Raw genomic sequence first — 20,660 nt, 5'->3', positions numbered from 1 at the left:
CCGCCCCAGCCGATCGCGGAAGCGGCTCGCGCGCTGCACGATGCCAGGCGGATCTGGATCGCCGGCTATCGAAGCTGCCGCAGCGTCGCGGAATTGCTGAATTACGAGTTGCGCCTGTTCCGGCCCGAACAGGTGCAGCTCGTCGGCACGTCCGGGCCCGACGACCTCGACCTCGGTGCATTCCGGCCCGGCGAAGCCGTCATCGTCATCGGCTTCCTGCCTTATACGCATGCCAGCGTCCGCGTCGCGCAGGCCGCCCATCGCGCCGGGGCGACGCTGATCGCGATCGCCGATAGCGTCTCGGCACCGATGGCCGAGGGCGCCGACCACGTGCTGCTGTTCGAGGCGGCCTCCTCTCCCGGCTTCTTTCCGAGCCTCACCGGGGCGATCGCGATCGCACAATCGCTCGCGGCGGTCACGTTCTCGCTCGGCGGTGTCGCCGCAAAGAAACGTCTGCAGAATACCGAGGCGCGGCTTGCAGCGGTCTCCACCTACGTCTCGGAGAAAGGTTGATCCATGAGCCGTCGCACCAGCCGCGTGCTGCATCGTTCGCTGCGCGAAACGCCGCCCAAGGCGATCGGCGGCGAAGGCGTCTATCTCTTCGCCGAGGATGGCCGGCGGATCATCGATGCCTCCGGCGGCGCGGCGGTCTCCTGCCTCGGCCACCAGCACCCGCGCGTGATCGCGGCGATCGCAAGGCAGGCCTCCACCCTTGCCTATGCGCATACTGCCTTCTTCTCCTCCGAGCCGGCAGAAGCGCTTGCCGAGACGCTGGTCGGACACGAGCCCGGTGGTCTCGCCTACGCCTATTTCGTCAGCGGCGGGTCTGAGGCGATCGAAGCCAGCATCAAGCTGGCGCGGCAATATTTCATCGAGCGCGGCGAGCCGCAGCGGCAGCATTTCATCGCGCGGCGGCAGAGCTATCACGGCAACACGCTCGGCGCGCTCGCGGCCGGCGGCAATGCCTGGCGGCGCGCGCCCTATGCGCCGCTGCTTTCCACGGCGTTCAGCCACGTCACGCCAGCCTTCGCCTATCACGAGAAGCGCGAGGGCGAGTCGGATGCGCAGTTCGTCGCGCGCCTCGCTGCCGAGCTCGAAGCCGAGTTCCGGCGGCTTGGCCCTGACACCGTCGCGGCGTTCCTCGCGGAGCCTGTCGTCGGCGCTACGGCTGGCGCCGTGACCGCACCCGAGGGCTACTTCAAGGCCATGCGCGAGATCTGCGACCGCCACGGTGCGCTGCTCATTCTCGACGAGGTCATGTGCGGCATGGGCCGCACCGGCACGACGCATGCCTGGGAGCAGGAGGGCGTCGCGCCGGATATCCAGGCGATCGCGAAGGGGCTCGGCGGCGGCTACCAGCCGATTGGTGCGATGCTCGCAGGCGGCAGGATCATCGACACCATCCGCTCGGGCTCGGGCGCTTTCCAGCACGGCCACACCTATCTCGCACATCCCCTCGCCTGCGCGGCCGCGCTCGCGGTGCAGGACGTGATCCGGGAAGACGGCCTGCTGAATCAAGTCAGGGAGCGCGGCAAGCAGCTCGAGCAACGTCTGACCGAGCGCTTCGGCAATCATCGCCATGTTGGCGATATCAGGGGCCGCGGCCTGTTCTGGGCGATCGAGCTCGTCGCCGACCGAGCGACGCGTGCCTCGTTCGATCCTGCACTCAAGCTGCACCAGAAGATCAAGGCCGAGGCCTTTGCGAACGGGCTCGGTTGCTATCCGGGTGGCGGCACCGTCGACGGGGTTCGCGGCGACCACGTGCTGCTGGCGCCGCCTTACATCACCTCGGCTGCCGAGATCGACCTGATCGTCGACAGGCTCGGTACGGCCGTCGACAACGTGTTGCGTAGTGTCAATCACTGAGGGGAGAGTCACATGATGAGGAAAGTGGTTATCGCGGCGGGCGTGCTCGCGGCATCGACCGTCGTCGCGTCGGCGGCAACGCTCGACACGGTGAAGAGCCGTGGCACGCTGGTGTGCGGCGTCAGCGCAGGCTTTGCCGGCTTCTCGGCGCCTGACTCGCAAGGCAATTACAAAGGTCTCGACGTCGACGATTGCCGTGCGCTCGCTGCCGGCGTGCTCGGCGACCCCAACAAGGTGCGCTACGTCTCGCTGACGGCGCAGAACCGCTTCACTGCGCTGCAGTCGGGCGAGATCGACGTGCTCTACCGCAACTCGACGCAAACGTACCTGCGCGGCGTCACACTGGGCCTGCGGCAGGGTCCGATCAACTTCTACGACGGCCAGGGCTTCGTCGTGAAGAAGGACCTCGGTGTCAAGGAGCTCAAGGACCTCAAGGGCGCCACCGTCTGCGTGGCTCAAGGCACCACGCATGAGGTCACGCTCGGTGATTACGGCCGCGCCAACGGCATCGACTGGAAGCCGCTGGTGTTCGACCGCGTCGACACCATGTACCAGACCTTCTTCGGCGGCCGCTGCGACGCCATGACCCAGGACGCTTCCGCACTCGCCGGCGCGGTGACGACCGCGGCGCCGAACCCCGCCGACTACGTGGTGCTGCCGCAGACGATCAGCAAGGAGCCGCTCGGGCCCTTCACCCGCAATGGCGACGAGGTCTGGAGCGACATCATCACCTAGCTGCACTATGGCCTGATTGAGGCCGAGGAGCTCGGCGTGACGCAGGCCAATGTCGAGGAGATGACGAAGTCGCAGACGCCCGCGATCCAGCGCCTGCTGGGTGCCTCCGGCGATCTCGGCTCGCGGCTCGGGCTCGACAACAAATGGCTGGTGACCGCGATCAAGGCCACCGGCAATTACGGCGAGATCTACGAGCGCAATGTCGGCAAGGCGAGCCCGCTCAAGCTCGATCGCGGCCTCAACGGCCTCTGGAGCAAGGGCGGCTTGATGTACGCGCTGCCGTTCAAGTGAATGTCTCCTGTGTCCCGGACGCGCTGCAGCGTGCAACGCTGCTGCGCAGAGCCGGGATCCAGGAGGCCACGGCTTCTGATGCCAAAGAATGGGCCCCGGCTCTGCAGCGCAATGCTTCACATTGCGCTGCGTCCGGGGCACGAGACCTTCAGGTAGTCACCTTCAATGACGAAGCCCGCTCGCATCACCCTCATCCACGCCCTCAAGCATTCCATCGCGCCGATCGAGGCGGCATTCGCGAAGGCTTGGCCCGAGGCCCGGCTGATGAATCTGCTCGACGACAGCCTGTCGGCAGACCTGGCGCGCGACGGCGCGCTCACCGATGCCATGACCGAGCGCTTCCTCGCGCTGGGCGATTACGCAGCGGCGACGGGAGCGGATGCAATCCTGTTCACTTGTTCGGCCTTCGGCCCCTGCATCGAGGCGGTCGCGCGCGCACATGCGCCGATGCCGGTGCTGAAGCCGAACGAGGCCATGATCGAGAGGGCGGTGACCATGGGGCAGCGCATCGGCCTGCTCTCGACCTTTCCGCCGACGCTGGCGTCGATGCCGCCCGAGTTTCCGGCCTCGGTCCAGGTCGTGCCGAAACTCGCCGAGGGCGCGCTGGCCGCGCTCGATCGCGGCGACCGCGCCGCACATGACCGGATGATCGTCGAAGCGTCGAAGGACCTGCGCGATTGCGACGTCATTGCGCTCGCGCAGTTCAGCATCGCCGCGACTGCGCCGCTGGTTGCAGAGGCCACCGGCCGTCCCGTCGTGACGACGCCGGACAGCGCTGCCGACAAGCTGATGCGGCTGCTGAAGGTGAAGGCTCAAGCGCCGGCCCTTTTCTGACGCCGCGCATCCTTGATCGCAACCGCGAGCGCAGCCTTCGTCTCGTTGACGAAATCCTCGACCAGTTCCTCGCGCGTGGCGTGCGCCGCCTCACCGGTGAACAGGCCCTGCTCGGCCAGCATCACGACGCCGTGCAGCGCCGCCCAGATCTTGAGCGCCTGCCGTTCGCGCAAGTAGCCGACAGCGGGCGCTTCCAAAGCCTCGATCACGAGCGCAAAGGTCTCCCGCGTCGCCTCGTGCAGCTCGCTGCCCTTGGCCGCGCAGGACACCGTGCGCGAAGCGAACATCAGGCGATAGATGCCGTTGCGCCGCAGGCCGAAATCGAGCGTGGCCTGCGCCAGTCGCGAGAGTTTCGACTGCTTCGAGGGCTTTGCCATCGCCTCGCGCAGAAGCGCCGAGAGTTGCCGGAATGCCTCCGCCGTCACTGCCGCGAGCAGCGCCTCGCGGTCGGCAAAATGCCGGTATGGCGCCGGCTGCGAGACGCCGAGTTGCTTGGCAAGCGCCTTGATGCTGACCGCCTCGGCGCCGCCCTGCTCCGCCTCGTGCAGTGCGGCCTTGATCAACGCACCACGGAGATCGCCATGGTGGTAGGTCTTCTCGGGCTTGCGGGCCGGTCGTGAGCGCATGTTGAAGCGAAGCCTATATGGAACGTCCGGCAGTTGTCGAGAACCTGACGCGGGAAGAAACGGGCACTTGCCTCCCCTGTCAAAGCAGCCTGCGAAAATTGCCGGCCATTGGCTGCAAAACCAATGAGCGCGTCTTTGCGTATGTCGCACCAGGAACAGGTTCGGCGATTCAGAATCTCATCAAGTCGGGGCGGGCTCCGCGCGTCCGGATAAGCTCGATCCGGCGGCGATGCTTCGAGCCGGCCGTAGCGCCGTGCTTCCGGCATGCCCCGAGCGCAGCGCTCTTCGATATCCAGCAGCCGGGCTTCGTCGGGCCGCCGTGCGGGTTCAACAGATTTGAATTGCATTGCCGCTATCAAGCTTAACCTCGACTTAAAGAGTCACGCCAATTGCGTCGGTGTGGATAAAGCAGGATCATTCCGAACGACCTGCACGACGCCGTCCGGAAGAGGTGCTTGCCATGACACTGCAGGATGCTTTGGCGGTCTACCTGTATGTTTGGATGAGGGACAAATCTCTCGACGATGGCCACGAGCGGGCGGTCGACGCCGCGGTGAGAATCATCGAACAGGAGGCGCGGAAGGCACTGGCAGCGTACGCACGAAGCCACAAGAAGCCATAGCGCCCCGCATGTGATCACGCGTCCCGCGATGCCGTTCGCGCAGGACCGCATTGGACCAGAGCGTCAATCGTTCAAAGCCCAAGGGTGGAACCTCGGCGATGGGCGCGCGGCGCAGCGAAACGGCAGTTGTAGGAAACGTGCCGCAGGTCGTCGCAGCGTATCCGTCCCGACGATATGGTGCATCGTATCCAACTCTCTCCCGAATTCCTGCAAATCTCTGCCATCTACCAAAGGTAGACTCTCCCGTTGAAGCGTGGTCAACAACGCGTCTTGCAAGAAAATTCTGCAGGCGTCAGGCCCGCTTCCGACAATGAAATGGGAGTTACGCGATGCAGCATCTACCGAACGATACCTTCGACGTCACCCTCGACCAGTTTGGTCAAATCGCGACCGTGGAGGGAGACCCCGGCTTCCCCGCGGCCAAGGACGTCTGGGGCGGCAACGACACCGTGACGGCCACAGTCACCGAGCTCAATACGAGACTCACGATCTTCGGCGACGACCACACGGTGCTGCTTGGTCATTCGCAAGGTGGAAACGACACACTCATCGCCGACGTCGGCGGCGGCTGGAACACCGCCCTCGTGGTCGGCGACACCCAATCGATGATCGACGACGCCAAGGGCGGCAATGACACCATCGTCGCCGATGCCTATGGCACAGTCTACACGACCGTCTCGGCCTTCGGCGATGTCGTGGGCGACATGTCGGGCAATGCGCAGGGCGGCCATGACGACATCACCGGCTCCATCGCGTGGCGCGGCGGCGCCAACCTGTTCGCCGGCGATGCCGGCGGTTCCATGATGGACACCTCGCGCGGCGGCAACGACACACTCGATGTCAGCGTGCTCACGTCGGACGGCGGGGCGACGGTCAGCGGCGACGCGATCGGTTCCCTGAGAGGTCTTGCGCACGGCGGCAACGACAATTTGACCTTGACCTTGAACGGCGACAGCGCCATCTCGGGCGGAACCCTCTCGGGGGATTCGTCGACATCGCTGATGGATCTCACCCAGGGCGGCGACGATGTGCTCACCGCCAGGCTCGACGGCCAAGGCACGGATGCCGTTCCGCAGATGTACGGCGATGCGCCGACCATGACGGGCCATTCGCATGGCGGCAACGATATCCTCAACGGCAGCGCGGGCCGGGATTTCATGTATGGCGATGCGGCGACCTATGAGCCCGCATCGCCCGGCTCGATCACCGGCGGCGTCGATACGCTGAACGGAGGAGCCGGCGACGACCAGATGTGGGGCGGGGGAAACAGCGACTTCTTCGTCTTCAACACCGGTTCCGGCAATGACACGATCAACGACTTCGATCAGGGTAACAAAGCCGTCGGCAGCACCGCGGCAGAACATGATTTGATCGACGTGCAGGGCTACGGCTTCGCAGACTGGACGGCATTGTCGAAACTGATCAGCGACAACACCGCCGGCGATGCCGTGGTCCATCTCTCCGCCAACGATTCGATCACGCTGGACGGGATTCACGCGGCGAACCTGCATCCAACCGACTTCATCATCTGAGGAAATTGAATCAAAGGCGGCGATGTCGCCCCGTGGCACACGGGGCGACATCGGATTGCAACAGCACGAAGACGAGTTCCCGTCGCGGGCGCTGCCAATCTTCACCGCAATCAAACTCTCTCCCGAATTCCTGCAAATCTCCGCCATCTACCAAAGGTAGACTGCTCCCGGTGAAGCGTGGTCAACAACGCGTCTTGCAAAGAAAAGTCCGCAGGCGTGAGGCCCCGCTTCCGACAATGAAATGGGAGTTACGCCATGCAGCATCTGCCGAACGACACCATCGACGTCCTGCTCGACCAGTTTGGTCAAATCGAAACCATCTATGGGGATCCGACCTTCCCGACCACCGCGGACGCCTGGGGCGGCAACGACACCGTGACGGCAACCATCACCCAGCCAGAAGCAGAGGTCACTATCTTCGGCGAGGACAACACGACGTTGCATGGCCAGTCCCACGGCGGCAACGACACCCTGATCGTCAATTTGAACTTCGGCTGGAACGCCTTCCTCGTGGTCGGCGATGCCCAGGCGATGACCGACGACGCCAAGGGCGGCAACGATACGCTCAATGTCCAGGCCAGCGGGCTGTACACCGACGTTCATGTTTTCGGCGATGTGGTCGGCGACATGTCGGGCAATTCGCACGGCGGCAATGACACCATCACGGGCTCGGTCGGCTGGCGAAGCTACGACCATGTGTACGCCGGCGATGCCGGCGGTTCCATGAGCGGCACGGCGCAGGGCGGCAATGACACGCTCGACATCGACGTGGACACCCTGCAGGGCTTTGCAACAGCCAGTGGCGATGCCATCGGCTCCATCGGCGGCGATGCGCATGGCGGCAACGACAACATCACCTTCACCTTCGGCACTGAAGTCGTCATGACCGGCGGATTCGGCTACGGAGATTCGGTGACCTCGCTGACCGACAATGCCCAAGGGGGAGATGACATTCTCACACTCGCGTTCGATGGCATCGACACCGTCCAGTTTTCGCACCCGGAGCTCTTCGGCGATGCGAGGACCATGTCCGGCAATTCCCGAGGGGGTAACGATATTCTTACTGGTGGGGGAACCAACGATCACCTCTATGGAGATGCCGCGAACTACGCCCCCGCAACGCCTGGCTCGATCGCCGGCGGCAGGGACGTGCTCAATGGCGGCGGCGGCGATGACCAGCTCGCGGGCGGGGGGAACAGCGATATCTTCGTCTTCAACACCGGCTCCGGTAATGACCTCATCACCGACTTCGATCAGGGTAACAAGGCGGTAGGCAGCACCGTGACGGAGCACGATCTGATCAATGTGCACGACTACGGATTTGCGGACTGGACAGCGCTGTCGAGCCTGATCAGCGACAATGCCGCCGGCGACGCCGTGATTCAACTGTCGGCGAGCGACTCCATCACGCTCGACGGCGTCCACGCGGCGAGCCTGCACCCGACCGACTTCCTCATCTGAGCGAGTTGCTCCGGGAGCAACGGTCTCGCCCCGCCTGCAACGGGGCGAGACGCGGGTTATACCTTCCCCGCCCAGCAGATCCCCTTCAGCACGCCACTCGTACGCTGACAACAGCTGCGGGCCGCTCATTGTTCAGCTTCGCGTGCGTGCGGCCAGTACGGCCTGGAAACTCCGGTTTCGCAGCAATCGCTGGACTGTCCACCATAAGTTTACGCTTGACAGGGAAAGCCCGTCGCGAATGTAATAGGATATAACTTAAATAGAACTCAATGAGGAACCGCGCCGCCCTACGGGCCCTGCGCGCACACGACCAAGGAAGCTGCAATGGCAGAACGACTGAAGGTTCATGTCGATCCCGACAAATGCCAGGGCCATGCCCGCTGCAAGGCACTCGCGCCGGAGCTGTTCGAGCTCGACGAATACGGCAATGCGCACGAGGTCGGCGACGGCACCGTCCCACCGGGGCTCGAGGACAAGGCCTGGCTTGCGAAATCCAATTGCCCGGAAATCGCGATCGATGTGATCGAGGAGTAGCGCGGCCGCGCCCCGCGTGCTTTCAGCGAACACGAGCCAAGGAATTCCCTGCCATGTCCGACGTCAACCAGCCCGCCGCCCATCCGCCCGTGACCGACTGGGTCCATGACTTCGACCACACCGATCCGCAATGGACCGAGGACCCCTTCCCGATCTGGGACGAACTGCGCGCCGCGAGTCCCGTGGTGCACACGGAACGCTTCCTCGGCTGCTACCTGCCGACGACCTATGAAGCCGTGCGCGAGATTGCCAACGACACCGAGCACTTCTCTTCGCGCCGCATCATCGTCCGTGACGTACGGCCGGAAATCACCAGCAGGAACGCGGCCCCGCCGATCACCTCCGATCCGCCCGAGCACAAGCCGGCCAAGCAATTGCTGCTGCCGCCCTTCACGCCGGACGCGATGAAGAAGCTCGAGCCGCGGGTCCGCGCCATCTGCAACGAGCTGATCGACGACTTCATCGCCGAGCAGAGGGTGGACGCTGCGGCGCGCTACACCAAGCACATTCCGGTGCGGGCGATCGCGCACATGCTCGGCATTCCCGAGAGCGACAGCGACCTTTTCATCAACTGGATTCACATGATCCTCGAGCTCGGCATCAGGGACGAGAGCAAGCTGCTCCAGGCCGTGCAGGAGATGACCGCCTATTTCGGCGGTCACATCGAGGCGCGCAAGAACAAGCCCACCGACGACCTGATTTCCTACCTGATGAACGCGAGGGACAAGAACGGTAATCCGCTCGAGGACACCCATGTGCTGGGCTCGCTGCGCCTGCTGCTGATCGCCGGCATCGACACCACCTGGAGCGCGATCGGCTCCTCGCTCTGGCATCTCGCGAAGACGCCCGCCGACCGCGAGCGGCTGATCGCCGAGCCAGAGCTGATCCCGACCGCGGTGGAGGAGCTGCTGCGCGCCTATTCGCCGGTGACGATGGCGCGCGAAGTGGTCAAGGAGACCACGGTTTCCGGCTGTCCGGTCAAGCCGGGCAACATGGTGCTGCTGTCGTTCCCGGCAGCCAACCGCGACCCCAAGATGTTTCCGGACGCTGACAAAGTCGTGATCGACCGCCGCGAGAATCGCCACGCCGCCTTCGGCCTCGGCATCCACCGTTGCGTCGGTTCCAACCTTGCGCGCATGGAAATGCAGGTTGCGCTGGAGGAATGGTTGAAGCGGATTCCCGACTTCAGCCTCGATCCGGCAGGCACGGTGACCTGGTCGCAGGGAACGGTGAGAGGCCCCCGCCAGTTGCCATTTCTGCTCGGAAAGGCGATGTAGGCCTCTCCAGCAGAGGTACGAAGAGGCCGGACGTGACAGTGCAAGCAACCGACCCGGCCTCTGAGCATTTTGACGTCGCCGACGCCGAGCGGCGGATCAAGGCGATCTTCATCGGCTCCATCGGCAATCTCGTCGAATGGTACGATTTCTACGCCTATACGGCGTTTGCGCTCTACTTCGCGCCGGCGTTCTTCCCCGGTAACGACCCCGTCGTGCAACAACTGAACGCCGCCGTGGTGTTCGCGGCGACCTTCCTGATGCGCCCCCTCGGCGGCTGGTTCTTCGGCTATCTCGCCGACCATTTTGGCCGCCGCATCTCGCTGACCCTGTCCGTCGTCTTCATGTGCTTCGGCTCGCTGATCATCGCGCTGACGCCGACCCATGCCACGATTGGCTTCGCCGCGCCGGTGATCCTGGCGCTCGCCCGCGTCATCGAGGGCCTGAGCCTCGGCGGCGAATATGGTGCCAGCGCCACCTATCTCAGCGAGGTCGCCGATCCCAAGCATCGCGGCTTCTATTCCAGCTTCCAGTACGTGACGCTGATCGGCGGCCAGCTCACCGCGATCATCGTGCTGCTGCTCCTGCAAAAGGTCTTCCTCACACCGGAGGAGCTGAAAGCCTGGGGCTGGCGCATCCCCTTCGCGATCGGCGCAGCGCTGGCGATCTTTGCCGCGGTGATGCGGCGCGGCCTGCACGAGACCGAGGCGTTCGAGGAGGCCAAGAAGGTGGTGAAGCCGACCGGCTCGATCACCAACTTGCTGCGCTATCCGCGCGAGCTGCTGCTGGTGGTCGGCCTCACTGCCGGCGGCACCGCGGCGTTCTACACTTTCACCACCTACATGCAGACCTTCGTCAGGCTCTCGGTCGGCCTGACCGAGGACCAGACCACGTTCGTGATCTTCGGCACGCTGATCTTCGCGACCATCCTCCAGCCGATCTACGGCGCGATCTCCGACAAGATCGGACGCAAGCCGCTGCTGATCTTCTTCGGTGTCGCCGGCACACTCGCGACCGTGCCGCTGTTGATGACGCTGAAGGAGACCAAGTCGCCCTTCGTCGCGTTCATCCTGATCTGCGCTGCCTGGCTGTTCGTCGCCGGCTACACTTCCATCAACGCGGTGGTCAAGGCCGAGCTGTTCCCGACCAACGTGCGCGCGCTCGGTGTCGGCCTGCCCTATGCGATCACGGTTTCGATCTTCGGCGGCACGGCACCTGCGGTCGCGCTCTACTTCAAGAGCATCGGGCACGAAGACTGGTTCTATTTCTATCTCAGCGGCATCATATGCCTGTCGCTGATCATCTATTCCACCATGCGCGACACCAAGCACGCCTCCGCAATGCATCGCCACGAGTAGGCCATGACCGACAAGCCATCCGACAGCAAGCTGACGCGCACCAAGGAAAAGTGGGCGCGCGAGGGCCGCTTTCTCACAGGGAAAATCACGCGGCCGGCGGATCAAAGGCTTCCGCCCGGCCAGCACCTCACCCAGGACTGGCCGGTGCTCGATCTCGGCGTCGTGCCGCCGATCTCGCGCGAGCGCTGGCGGCTCGACGTCTATGGCGCGGTCGAAACTCCCGTGTTCTGGACCTTCGACGAGTTCATCGCACAGAAGCAGGCGCGGTTCACCTCCGACATCCACTGCGTGACGACCTGGTCGCGCTACGACAATGAGTGGGATGGGCTCGCCACGCGCGAGCTGCTCGCAACCTGCCGACCGCGCGAGGATGCACGCTTCGTCGTGCTGCACTCCTACGACGGCTACACCACCAACCTGGCGCTGGATGACTTCGCCGCCGAAGACGCTCTGCTCGCCCATAGCTGGTCGGGACAGCCGCTGTCGGAGGAGCATGGCGGCCCGGTGCGGCTGGTCGTGCCGCATCTGTATTTCTGGAAGAGCGCCAAATGGCTCCAGGCCATCGAATTCGTGACCGACGACGCACCCGGCTTCTGGGAAGTCCGCGGCTATCATAATCGCGGCGATCCCTGGGCCGAGCAGCGCTATTCGGGCGACTAGATTCAGACAAGGACGGGAGGACCTCATGCCGACGGAACGCTTCCAGTTCACCGGAGAGGGCGGCCATCAGCTTGCGGCTGCGCTGGAGTTGCCGGACGGCGAGCCCGTGGCCTTCGCGCTGTTCGCGCATTGCTTCACCTGCGGCAAGGATACGCTGGCAGCCAAGCGCATCTCTGTCGCGCTTGCCGCCAGCGGCATTGCGGTGCTGCGCTTCGACTTCACCGGGCTCGGCTCCAGCGAAGGCGAATTCGCCAATTCGACCTTTTCCTCCAACGTCGCCGATCTCGTGCGCGCGGCCGATCATCTACGTAGCGTCCGCAAGCCGCCATCGATCCTGATCGGGCACAGCCTCGGCGGCGCGGCGATCCTGGCCGCAGCCGACCAAATCCCGGAAGCCCGGGCGGTCGCGACCATCGCGGCGCCGTCCGATCCCGCCCATGTCACCGGTCTGTTCAAGGAGCACATCGACAAGATCCGCACCCAGGGCGAGGTCGAAGTCTCGCTCGCGGGACGCCCGTTCCGGATCAAGCGCGAATTCATCGACGACATCGCCGAGCACGAACTGATGAAGGATGTCACCGGCCTGCACAAGGCGCTGCTGGTGATGCATTCGCCGGTGGACGACACGGTCGGCATCGACAACGCGACAAGGATTTTCGTTGCGGCCAAGCATCCCAAGAGTTTCGTCTCGCTCGACCACGCCGATCATCTGTTGACCAAGCCGACCGACGCGCTCTACGCGACCGACGTGATCGCGGCCTGGGCGAGCCGTTACATCGACGCAGCAAAGCCCGCCAAAGCGATGGATCTGCCCGGGGAACCGCGAAAGGTCGTGGTGCAGGAGACCCGCAAGAGCAAGTTCAACCAGACCATCACCGTCGGGCCGCATCATCTCGTGGCGGACGAACCCGTTGCGGCCGGCGGCGCAGATGCCGGGCCCGGACCGTATGACTTCCTGCTCGCCGGGCTCGGCGCGTGCACCTCCATGACCATGCGTCTCTACGCCGACCGCAAGTCACTGCCGCTCGAGCGCGTGACCGTCACCCTGAAGCATTCCAAGATCCATGCAAAGGACTGCGAAGAGTGCGAGACACGCGAGGGCATGCTCGACCAGATCGAGCGCGACATCGCGATGGACGGAGCCCTCGATGCCGAGCAACGCAGGAGGCTGATGGAGATCGCCGACAAGTGCCCGGTGCACCGAACGCTGACATCGGAGATCCGCATCGTGACGAAGGCAGTGGACTAAACTAGAAGCACGATGCCATCGTCCGCACGGCCGCGCTGATCTCGCTCTCGCGCCACGCCGCAAAGCCGAGCAGCAGGCCGTGATCGCGCGGCCGGCCGAGCGCCAGGCCGGACAATGCGCGCGTCTCGATCCCCGCCGCAACCAGCCGCTTCACCGCCGCGTGATCAGTGCGACCGCGCTTGAGGCGGGCGACGAGTTGGATACCGCCAGGAGGTACTTCGACCGAGAGCATCCCGCCCAGTTGCCGCTCCAGTTCCTCGACGAGATGATCGCGGCGTGCGCGATAGAGGCGGCGCATCCGGCGCAGATGCGCGAGGAAGTGCCCGTCGGCAATGAATTCGGCGAGCGCTTCCTGAATGTGGCTGGCGGCGATCAGCCCGATATGCCGCTGCGCAATCTCCAGAGTGCTGGCCAGTGCCGGCGGAGCGACGAGATAGCCGAGCCGGATCTCCGACGTCATCACCTTCGAAAAGGTGCCGACATAAAACACGCGGCCATGGGCGTCGAGCCCCTGCAAGGCCGGTACCGGCCGGCTGTCGTATTGAAATTCGCCGTCGTAGTCGTCCTCCACGATCCAGGTCCTGCCCGACCTGCTCAGATTGAGAAACTCGGTGCGGCGGGCCAGCGACATCAGCCGCCCGGTCGGATGCTGATGCGAGGGCGTCATGAAGATCAGCTTTGGCGCCGCAAGGCCCGGCATCCGTTGCATGCCCTGCTCGTCCAGTCTGATACCGGTCACGCGCGCGGCGGAGGCCCGGAAGGCCGCCGCAGCACCGGGATAACCGGGATCCTCGACCCAAACCTCGTCACCGGCCGCAAGGACGGTCGCGGCAATCAAGGTCAACGCAGCCTGCGCGCTCGGCAGGATCAGGATCTGGCCTGCGGTGGCCCGCACACCCCGGCTGGTCGCCAGATAATGCGCGAGCACCTCGCGCAGACGCGTCCGGTTGACCGGGCCGAGCTCGCGCCTCGTAGCACGCACGGCACTGCGGCGCAGGCAACGCGCCCAGACCTCGTTCGGAAACTCTCTGAAATCGCCATGCCCCGGGCGCAACGGCTTCAGTGATGCCTGATAGGACATCGGCCAGTCGGTCTGCCCGAGATTCAAGGCCCAGGGCGAAAGTCGCGGCTTTGCCGAGCGGCCGCGCGCCACGGCGGCACCCGTTCCTGCACTGCGTTCGCCTCCATCGACCGTGACCACCGGACGGCGGCCGTGCGACGCCTCGACATATCCCTCGGCGGCAAGCTGCTCGTACGCATAGGAAACCGTGTTGCGCGAGACGCCAAGATCACCGGCAAGGCGACGGCTCGACGGCAGCGCGCGCCCCTTGCCGAGGCTGCCGGTCGCAATCAGCTCTCTGAGCCGGCTCGTCAGTCGCGCCGCCAGCCCGCCGTCGTCGGCCGGCGTCAGGTCGATCAGGGCCGAGATCATGTCTTCCGAAACTGGCACCTTTTTATTCTCCAGTCTGGCACTTTCTCAGGTGCCAGCGGCGATGCTATCCGGCGAACCGGACTGCTTCAAGGACTCCGAGATGAACTCGCTCTCACCCCGCGCCGCCGTCGGCCTGTTTCTCATCGTGGTTCTGGCCTGGGGCGTGAACTGGTCGGTGACGAAGCAACTGGTGCAACTCGTCCCGCCATTGTGGAGCTCGGCGATCCGGAGCTGGATCGCGTTGATCGGCCTCGCCGTGATCCTCGGACTGAGCAGGAATCTGGTGATCCCGGAACGAGGCGACGTGCCGGTCATCCTCAGTGTCGCGCTGCTGCACATGACGCTGTTCTCGATCCTCGTCGCCGCGGGCCTGCGCTTCCTGCCCGCCAGCAAGGGCGTCGTGCTCGGCTACACCACGCCGCTTTGGGTCGCCCTCGCCGCGCCCATGCTCGGACAGGACACCTTGACCGCGCCCAAGCTTGCCGGCGCTCTGCTCGGACTGATCGGGCTTGCCGTCATCCTGAATCCGTCCTCGATCGACTGGACCAATACAGGTGTCCTGCTCGGCGCCGGCATGGTCATCCTCGCCGCGATCTCATGGGCCGCGAACATCATCTATATCCGCGCGCATCGCTGGATCGCCTCCCCGCTCCAACTCCTGCTCTGGCAGGTGCTCGTCGCCACGGCCGTGCTTTCGACCCTGGCGATGATCATCGACGGGCTGCCGCAAGTCGAGTGGTCATGGCGGCTCGCGTCGCTCTTCCTGTATTCGGGCCTGATCGGGACGGCGCTGGCCTATTGGGCGATGTCGATGGTCAACAAAAGCATCTCTGCGCTGACGACGTCGCTCGGAACCACTGCGACGCCAGTCGTCGGCATCGCCAGTGCCGCAATCCTGCTGAGTGAGCCGATCGACACGAGCCTTGCCATCGCGGCCGGGCTGATCGTTACCGGCATCGGTCTTGCAACGCTCGGCGATCGGCTGCTGCGCGGTCAGGCCACTGCGAGGGGTTGAACCCGCAGGCTTCCGCGCAGGCCTGCCGTCGTGCCGAGAAGGATGCCGGCGAGCGCCACGAACGACCCCAGCGCGAGCGTCGATAGGCCAGTGAGCCCCTGCCCGATCGAGCAGCCGAACGCCATCACGCCGCCGACCCCCATCAACGCAGCACCAGCGCCCGAGCGCAGCATATGGCGTGGTGAGGAATAGCCCTCAAGCTTGAAGCGGCCCGTAGCGAGCGCCGTCGCGAGGCTACCGGCGAAGACGCCGACGACCGTCGCGACGCCGAAGTTGAGTGTCAGTCCGGTCGAGAGCATGGCATATTGCAGGGCATCCGCGATCGGCGCGATGAAGGTGAGCGAGGTCACCGGGACGGGGTTGAAGTCGTCGGCGCCGAGATAGCCGGTGACGTACCAACCGCCGGCGACGAGCAGGCCGACAATCACACCCGCCGCGATCTGGCCCGGTGACCGGCGGAACGCCGGCTGCGCGAAAGCGAACAGGATCAGCGCGACGACGGTCGCGGCGGCGGCAAGCGCGCGCGAAAGCGATTCGGCAAGACCGAACACCACCAGCAGGGACGGCAGCGAATTTACGCTGACGGTCGTTTGCGAGGCCTGGACCAGCGCGATACGCGCCGGCGCGATCAGGCCTTTCAGCGTCATCTGCGCGGCGATGGCCAGCACGATCACGACGACGAAGGAGCGGAGATTGCCGCGGCCGAGCAGCACCAGCGCCCGCGAGCCGCAGCCGTTCGACAGCACCATGCCATAGCCGAACAGCAGGCCACCGAGGAACAGCACCGGTACCGAGAATGTCTGTTGCAGGTAGATCGCCCTGCCGAGATCGACCATGCCGCTGCCCGCCAGGAACTGGCTTGCGGCAATCGCAACCGCGATTGCCAACGCATAAGTCCGCACCAGTCGCCGGTCGCCCTCCGCCAGCCAGCCGCGCATGCTGCTCATCAGGCAGAAGCCGCTAAGCAGGCCGACGGCGCCGTAGATGAGGCCGATGGCGAGGCCGGCGAGGATGACGAGTTGCGCGGAGGATTCCATCGTTACGGCTTCAGGATCACACGGTCGCGCGACGAGCCCGCGACCGCAGCGTATGCCTCCTTCGCTCGTTCCAGAGGATAGATCGCGTTCGTCTTGATCGGGAACGGCTTCAGATGGCCGCTCGCGAAACCCGGGCCGAGGTCCCGCAGCACCGCGCCCGTCGCAGACGACGACAGGCCCAGCGTGTCGATGCCGACATAAGTGTGCTGGCCGCGATAGAATTCGAGGATGTTGAACTGCACGATGCGGTCGATCGCGGCGATCAGGACCTGACGTCCGCGCAAGGCGAGCGACTTGTGAGCGGCCTGGAAATAGGGGTCGCCGACCGTGTTGAAGACGATGTCGGCGCCCCTGCCGCCGGTCAATTCGCGCACGCGTTCGGCAACGTCGGTTGCGGAGGCGTCGATCACCTCGATGGGCGCGTTGGCGTGGCCTTCATAGGCTTCCGCCTTGCGCACCACGCCGACGACGCGCGCGCCCTGCCAGGTCGCTATCTGCACCGCAGCCTGACCGACCTTGCCGTTGACGCCCATCACCAGCACGGTCTCGCCGCTCTTTGGCACGCCGGCGCGGCGAAAGCCTTCCATCGCGGTGACGAAGGGCACGCCGATGCCGGCGGCCTCCTCCCAGGATACGGTCTTGGGCTTCTCCACGACAGCATCAGCCTCGACGACGAGATGGCTCGCATGGGTACCGTCGCGGCGGATGCCGAGATCGCCGGACGAGCCGAACACCTCGCGGCCGACCGTTCCGGCCGGTCCGTCGATCACCACGCCGGAGTAATCGCGGCCGGGGGTCCGGGGGAACACGGCATAGGGCATCAGCCCGGTCGCGGCCTTGACGTCGGACGGATTGACGGCGGCGGCCTTCACCTCGATCAGCAGATCGTTCGGCCCGCGCGTGAGCGTCCGGCGCTCGACGACCGGCGCAAGCGCTGCAGCATTTTCAGCTTTGGCGTTAAGGCGCACACAACGCGCCTCGACGATCTTGGTACCGGCTGGTGACATCGAAAAACCCGCGATTTCTCGCGGGCCTTGTCGCCTCTTGGACCGGTCAAGTCAATCCGTCAAGTCAGTCCGTCAAGTCAGTCCTTGGGCCGCTTGTCGTAGAGCCGCTTGGCCTTGCCGAGCGAACGTTCCAGCGTGGCGGGCGCAACCACCTGCACCCTGGAGCTGATCCCGATCGTGTTCTTGATGTGGGTCGAAACACGGTCGGCGTGATCGATCAGACCCCGGCCGTCCCAGCTTTCGGGCCGCGCCTCCGCGATGATGGTCAGCTCGTCCATGCGGCCTTCGCGGGTCAGTTCCAGGATGAAGTGCCCGCCGCACCAATCGGTCGCAAGCAACACTTCCTCGATCTGGGTCGGAAACAGGTTGACGCCGCGCAGGATGATCATGTCGTCCGAGCGGCCGGTCACCTTCTCCATCCGCCGCATGCCGGGGCGCGCCGTGCCCGGCAGCAACCGCGTCAGATCGCGGGTGCGATAGCGGATCACCGGAAAAGCTTCCTTCGTCAGCGAGGTGAACACCAGTTCGCCCTTCTCTCCGTCCGGCAGCACCGCGCCGGTCTCGGGGTCGATCACCTCGGGGTAGAAATGGTCCTCCCAGATGTGCAGCCCGTCCTTGGTCTCGATGCATTCCTGCGCGACGCCGGGGCCGATCACCTCGGAGAGACCGTAGATGTCGGTCGCATCCATGTCGAAGGCCTCCTCGATCTCGCCGCGCATCGCATTGGTCCAGGGCTCGGCCCCGAAGATGCCGACCTTGAGCGAGCACTGGCGCGGATCGAGCTTCTGCCGCTTGAATTCGTCGAGGATCGCGAGCATGTAGCTCGGCGTCACCGTGATGATGTCAGGGCGGAAGTCGTCGATGAGCTGCACCTGCCGTTCCGTCATGCCGCCGGAGATCGGAACCACCGTGCAGCCGAGCTTCTCGGCGCCGTAGTGCACCCCTAACCCGCCAGTAAAAAGCCCGTAGCCGTAGGCATTGTGGATGATCATCCCGGTGCGCCCTCCGGCGGCACGGATCGATCGCGCCATGACCTCCGACCACGTATCGATATCGCGCTGGGTGTAGCCCACGACGATCGGCTTGCCCGTCGTGCCGGACGAGGCATGCACGCGCACCAGCTTCTCGCGCGGCACGGCGAACATGTCGAAGGGATAATTGTCGCGCAGGTCCGTCTTCGCGGTGAATGGGAATTTCGCGAGATCGGACAGCTCGCGAAAGTCGGACGGATGCACGCCGGCCTTGTCGAACGCGTTGCGATAATGCGCGACGTTGTCGTAGGCGTGCTTCAGCGACCAGGCCAGCCGCTGCTTCTGCAACGCCATGATCTCGTCGCGCGAGGCGCGCTCATGCGCGTCCATCTCGGCTCTATAGGTCCTGGCACCTTCCCTGAGCTTCGTCAGAGCCATCCTCGTTTCCCCACATTGGTTTGTTCTTTTGTCTTATTGATCTTGCCCCGGCAGCCACGTGCCGGGAATGACGCGCGAATGCCCGCGGAATTCCGCGACGAGAGCGTCGCCCGCCGTGACACGCACGTCGTAGATGCCGGAGCGGCCACCGCGAGCGATCTCCCGCGCCTTCGCAGTGAGGCGGTCGCCGAGCTTGCCCGGCTTGATGAAGGTGATCTGCCCCTGCGCCGCCACCACGCGCTCATTGTGCGAGTTGCAGGCGAACGCGAAGGCGGAATCGGCGAGCGTGAAGATGAACCCGCCATGGGCGATGCGCTGGCCGTTGACCATGTCCGGCCGCACCGTCATGGCGAGCGTCGCGAAGCCCGGGCCGACCTCGACGATCTCCATGCCGAGTCCCTTGGAGGCGTCGTCCTCCGCCCACATCGCGTCAGCGCAGGCGCGGGCAATATCCTCGGGCGACAGGACGGCTTCGACGTTCACGCGCTCCTCCGGGCCAGATGGTTGCACATGATGTTCTGCTGGTTGGCTCAAGCTGTCAAATAACGCGACGCATTTGCATTCATGGGGCCCGATCTGCCCGATCAGACATGGTCATAATCGACCACGACCCGCTCGGACGCCGGCTTTGCCTGGCAGGTCAGGACGAAGCCGGCCTTCAGCTCCCACGGTTCCAGCGAATAGTTGATGTCCATCGGCGCCTCACCCTCGACCAGCTTGGCGCGGCAAGTCGAGCACATCCCGCCCTTGCAGGCGAAGGGCAGATCGACCCCGGCGCGCAATGCGGCATCGAGGATCGCCTCATCCTCGGCGACGGGCACGTCGCGACGCTTGCCGTCGATGATCAGCGACGCGATCGCCTTCGGCGGCGCGTCAGGCGCAACGGCCTTCTTCGGCCGCGGCTTGCCGCCGAATTCGGAGACGAAACGCTCGACGTGAATGCGCTCGTCTGCGATGCCGAGATCGCGGCAGGTCGCCTCGATCTCCTCGCTCATGCCAAGGGGACCGCAGATGAAGACGTGATCGACGCTGCCTGCCGGCACCAGCGAACGCAGCAGCACCCTCACCTTGTCACCGTCGAGCCGGCCATGCAGGATCGGGATGTCCTGGTCCTCGCCGGAGATGACATGGAAGATCGAGAGGCGATCGATGAAACGATCCTTCAGCTCCTCGAGCGCTTCGAGGAACATGATCTTGTCGGTGGTGCGGTTGCCGTAGAACAGGAAGAAGCGGCTGTTCGGCTCGCGCGCGAGCACGCCCTTCACAATCGACAGGATCGGCGTGATACCGGAGCCAGCGGCAAAGCCGACATGAATACGGCCGCCATCGGCGGGCGGCACGACGCCGAAGCGGCCCGTCGGCGTCATCACGTCGAGCTCGTCGCCGCATTTCAGTTCTTCGGCCGCCCAGTTCGAAAACGCACCGCCGTCGACCTTCTTCACGGCAATGCGGATCTCGCCGTCGTCAGGGCCGGAGCAGATCGAATAGGAGCGGCGCACCTCCTCGCCATCCAGCATGGTGCGGAGCGTGAGATACTGGCCGGGTGTGAAGGCATAGTCGCCGGCGAGCTCGCCGGGGATGGCGAAGGTCATCGAGACGGCGTCGGACGCCTCGCGGCGGAGGTCGTTGACGGCCAGGCGATGGAAGCGCGGTGCGGCTGCAGACATTACGGGTAACCTCGTTCCGTCTTTCCGTCGTCATTGCGAGGAGCCCTTGCG

Annotated in this window: 19 protein-coding genes and 1 pseudogene; 13 read left to right on the top strand and 7 right to left on the bottom strand. The window is 64.9% G+C overall.

All coding sequences use genetic code 11. The features are described from left to right. From IC50_RS24565 to IC50_RS24550, 4 genes and pseudogenes are all read left to right on the top strand, one after another. On the top strand, positions 1-513 hold a 513-nt coding region (locus tag IC50_RS24565; RefSeq protein WP_035710757.1), incomplete at its 5' end, for a MurR/RpiR family transcriptional regulator. Positions 514-516: 3 nt separating this feature from the next. Continuing rightward, positions 517-1,866 (top strand): aspartate aminotransferase family protein, encoded by a 1,350-nt coding sequence (locus IC50_RS24560; protein ID WP_035710755.1) that lies wholly within the window; start codon positions 517-519, stop codon positions 1,864-1,866. A gap of 12 nt (positions 1,867-1,878) precedes the next feature. After that, positions 1,879-2,892 (top strand): annotated as a pseudogene (locus tag IC50_RS24555) (amino acid ABC transporter substrate-binding protein). A gap of 165 nt (positions 2,893-3,057) precedes the next feature. Next, on the top strand, positions 3,058-3,726 hold the full coding sequence (locus tag IC50_RS24550; protein WP_035710751.1) for an aspartate/glutamate racemase family protein: 669 nt from the start codon (positions 3,058-3,060) through the stop codon (positions 3,724-3,726). Here the strand turns inward: IC50_RS24550 and IC50_RS24545 are convergent. After that, the gene (locus IC50_RS24545; protein WP_035710748.1) at positions 3,705-4,352 is read right to left on the bottom strand and encodes a TetR/AcrR family transcriptional regulator; all 648 of its coding nucleotides are present in this window, start codon (positions 4,350-4,352) and stop codon (positions 3,705-3,707) included. The genes IC50_RS24550 and IC50_RS24545 overlap by 22 nt on opposite strands. A gap of 460 nt (positions 4,353-4,812) precedes the next feature. Here IC50_RS24545 and IC50_RS41440 point away from each other — a divergent pair, with 460 nt between their 5' ends. The 8 genes from IC50_RS41440 to IC50_RS24510 all read left to right on the top strand — a co-directional run bounded on the left by IC50_RS41440 (position 4,813) and on the right by IC50_RS24510 (position 13,042). Next, positions 4,813-4,974, top strand: a complete 162-nt coding sequence (locus tag IC50_RS41440) for a hypothetical protein (protein ID WP_157461049.1) — start codon at positions 4,813-4,815, stop codon at positions 4,972-4,974. 329 nt (positions 4,975-5,303) lie between these two features. Beyond that, positions 5,304-6,506 carry a calcium-binding protein gene (locus IC50_RS24540; RefSeq protein WP_035710747.1) on the top strand — a complete coding sequence of 401 codons (1,203 nt, stop codon included), beginning with the start codon at positions 5,304-5,306 and terminating at the stop codon, positions 6,504-6,506. Positions 6,507-6,761: 255 nt separating this feature from the next. Beyond that, complete coding sequence (locus tag IC50_RS24535) at positions 6,762-7,967, top strand: calcium-binding protein (RefSeq protein WP_035710745.1); 1,206 nt, start codon at positions 6,762-6,764, stop codon at positions 7,965-7,967. A 324-nt stretch (positions 7,968-8,291) separates the two neighbouring features. Next, positions 8,292-8,501 (top strand): ferredoxin, encoded by a 210-nt coding sequence (locus tag IC50_RS24530; protein WP_035710743.1) that lies wholly within the window; start codon positions 8,292-8,294, stop codon positions 8,499-8,501. 53 nt (positions 8,502-8,554) lie between these two features. Then, positions 8,555-9,778: a cytochrome P450 gene (locus IC50_RS24525; protein ID WP_035710741.1), complete on the top strand. Its 1,224-nt coding sequence runs from the start codon at positions 8,555-8,557 to the stop codon at positions 9,776-9,778. A gap of 32 nt (positions 9,779-9,810) precedes the next feature. Then, complete coding sequence (locus tag IC50_RS24520; protein WP_035710739.1) at positions 9,811-11,133, top strand: MFS transporter; 1,323 nt, start codon at positions 9,811-9,813, stop codon at positions 11,131-11,133. Positions 11,134-11,136: 3 nt separating this feature from the next. Further along, on the top strand, positions 11,137-11,793 hold the full coding sequence (locus IC50_RS24515; protein ID WP_035710737.1) for a sulfite oxidase-like oxidoreductase: 657 nt from the start codon (positions 11,137-11,139) through the stop codon (positions 11,791-11,793). A 25-nt stretch (positions 11,794-11,818) separates the two neighbouring features. Then, positions 11,819-13,042: a bifunctional alpha/beta hydrolase/OsmC family protein gene (locus IC50_RS24510; RefSeq protein ID WP_035710734.1), complete on the top strand. Its 1,224-nt coding sequence runs from the start codon at positions 11,819-11,821 to the stop codon at positions 13,040-13,042. Between the two features lies 1 nt (position 13,043). On the opposite strand, the gene pdxR is transcribed toward IC50_RS24510, so the two are convergent. After that, a complete protein-coding gene (pdxR, locus tag IC50_RS24505) occupies positions 13,044-14,474 on the bottom strand; it encodes a MocR-like pyridoxine biosynthesis transcription factor PdxR (RefSeq protein ID WP_193374151.1) in 1,431 nt (476 codons plus the stop codon). Between the two features lie 100 nt (positions 14,475-14,574). Between pdxR and IC50_RS24500 the strand changes: the two genes are divergently transcribed. After that, positions 14,575-15,489 carry a DMT family transporter gene (locus IC50_RS24500; RefSeq protein WP_035710773.1) on the top strand — a complete coding sequence of 305 codons (915 nt, stop codon included), beginning with the start codon at positions 14,575-14,577 and terminating at the stop codon, positions 15,487-15,489. Here the strand turns inward: IC50_RS24500 and IC50_RS24495 are convergent. The 5 genes from IC50_RS24495 to paaE all read right to left on the bottom strand — a co-directional run bounded on the left by IC50_RS24495 (position 15,468) and on the right by paaE (position 20,609). Continuing rightward, complete coding sequence (locus tag IC50_RS24495) at positions 15,468-16,526, bottom strand: YeeE/YedE family protein (protein WP_035710731.1); 1,059 nt, start codon at positions 16,524-16,526, stop codon at positions 15,468-15,470. The two genes, IC50_RS24500 and IC50_RS24495, sit on opposite strands and share 22 nt — an antisense overlap. A gap of 2 nt (positions 16,527-16,528) precedes the next feature. Next, positions 16,529-17,533 carry a quinone oxidoreductase family protein gene (locus IC50_RS24490; protein ID WP_035710729.1) on the bottom strand — a complete coding sequence of 335 codons (1,005 nt, stop codon included), beginning with the start codon at positions 17,531-17,533 and terminating at the stop codon, positions 16,529-16,531. A 77-nt stretch (positions 17,534-17,610) separates the two neighbouring features. Next, a complete protein-coding gene (gene paaK, locus IC50_RS24485; protein WP_035710727.1) occupies positions 17,611-18,942 on the bottom strand; it encodes a phenylacetate--CoA ligase PaaK in 1,332 nt (443 codons plus the stop codon). Positions 18,943-18,975: 33 nt separating this feature from the next. Continuing rightward, a complete protein-coding gene (gene paaI / locus IC50_RS24480) occupies positions 18,976-19,425 on the bottom strand; it encodes a hydroxyphenylacetyl-CoA thioesterase PaaI (RefSeq protein ID WP_035710725.1) in 450 nt (149 codons plus the stop codon). A gap of 101 nt (positions 19,426-19,526) precedes the next feature. Next, entirely contained in the window at positions 19,527-20,609 is a 1,083-nt protein-coding gene (gene paaE, locus IC50_RS24475; protein WP_035710723.1) for a 1,2-phenylacetyl-CoA epoxidase subunit PaaE, read from the bottom strand. Positions 20,610-20,660 lie beyond the last annotated feature (51 nt).

It is taken from the genome of Bradyrhizobium genomosp. I (2014), assembly GCF_000261685.1.
Lineage (GTDB): Bacteria > Pseudomonadota > Alphaproteobacteria > Rhizobiales > Xanthobacteraceae > Bradyrhizobium.
This window is presented reverse-complemented; position numbering and strand designations above follow the sequence as displayed.

What these genes read in the sequence shown, in the direction of transcription:
- paaE (WP_035710723.1), bottom strand. Translation starts at nt 20,609, where the DNA reads ATGTCTGCAGCCGCACCGCGCTTCCATCGCCTGGCCGTCAACGACCTC.
- IC50_RS24500 (WP_035710773.1), top strand. Translation starts at nt 14,575, where the DNA reads ATGAACTCGCTCTCACCCCGCGCCGCCGTCGGCCTGTTTCTCATCGTG.
- IC50_RS24490 (WP_035710729.1), bottom strand. Translation starts at nt 17,533, where the DNA reads ATGTCACCAGCCGGTACCAAGATCGTCGAGGCGCGTTGTGTGCGCCTT.
- IC50_RS24495 (WP_035710731.1), bottom strand. Translation starts at nt 16,526, where the DNA reads ATGGAATCCTCCGCGCAACTCGTCATCCTCGCCGGCCTCGCCATCGGC.
- IC50_RS24530 (WP_035710743.1), top strand. Translation starts at nt 8,292, where the DNA reads ATGGCAGAACGACTGAAGGTTCATGTCGATCCCGACAAATGCCAGGGC.
- paaK (WP_035710727.1), bottom strand. Translation starts at nt 18,942, where the DNA reads ATGGCTCTGACGAAGCTCAGGGAAGGTGCCAGGACCTATAGAGCCGAG.
- IC50_RS24525 (WP_035710741.1), top strand. Translation starts at nt 8,555, where the DNA reads ATGTCCGACGTCAACCAGCCCGCCGCCCATCCGCCCGTGACCGACTGG.
- IC50_RS41440 (WP_157461049.1), top strand. Translation starts at nt 4,813, where the DNA reads ATGACACTGCAGGATGCTTTGGCGGTCTACCTGTATGTTTGGATGAGG.
- IC50_RS24535 (WP_035710745.1), top strand. Translation starts at nt 6,762, where the DNA reads ATGCAGCATCTGCCGAACGACACCATCGACGTCCTGCTCGACCAGTTT.
- IC50_RS24515 (WP_035710737.1), top strand. Translation starts at nt 11,137, where the DNA reads ATGACCGACAAGCCATCCGACAGCAAGCTGACGCGCACCAAGGAAAAG.
- pdxR (WP_193374151.1), bottom strand. Translation starts at nt 14,474, where the DNA reads ATGATCTCGGCCCTGATCGACCTGACGCCGGCCGACGACGGCGGGCTG.
- IC50_RS24510 (WP_035710734.1), top strand. Translation starts at nt 11,819, where the DNA reads ATGCCGACGGAACGCTTCCAGTTCACCGGAGAGGGCGGCCATCAGCTT.
- IC50_RS24545 (WP_035710748.1), bottom strand. Translation starts at nt 4,352, where the DNA reads ATGCGCTCACGACCGGCCCGCAAGCCCGAGAAGACCTACCACCATGGC.
- IC50_RS24550 (WP_035710751.1), top strand. Translation starts at nt 3,058, where the DNA reads ATGACGAAGCCCGCTCGCATCACCCTCATCCACGCCCTCAAGCATTCC.
- IC50_RS24560 (WP_035710755.1), top strand. Translation starts at nt 517, where the DNA reads ATGAGCCGTCGCACCAGCCGCGTGCTGCATCGTTCGCTGCGCGAAACG.
- IC50_RS24540 (WP_035710747.1), top strand. Translation starts at nt 5,304, where the DNA reads ATGCAGCATCTACCGAACGATACCTTCGACGTCACCCTCGACCAGTTT.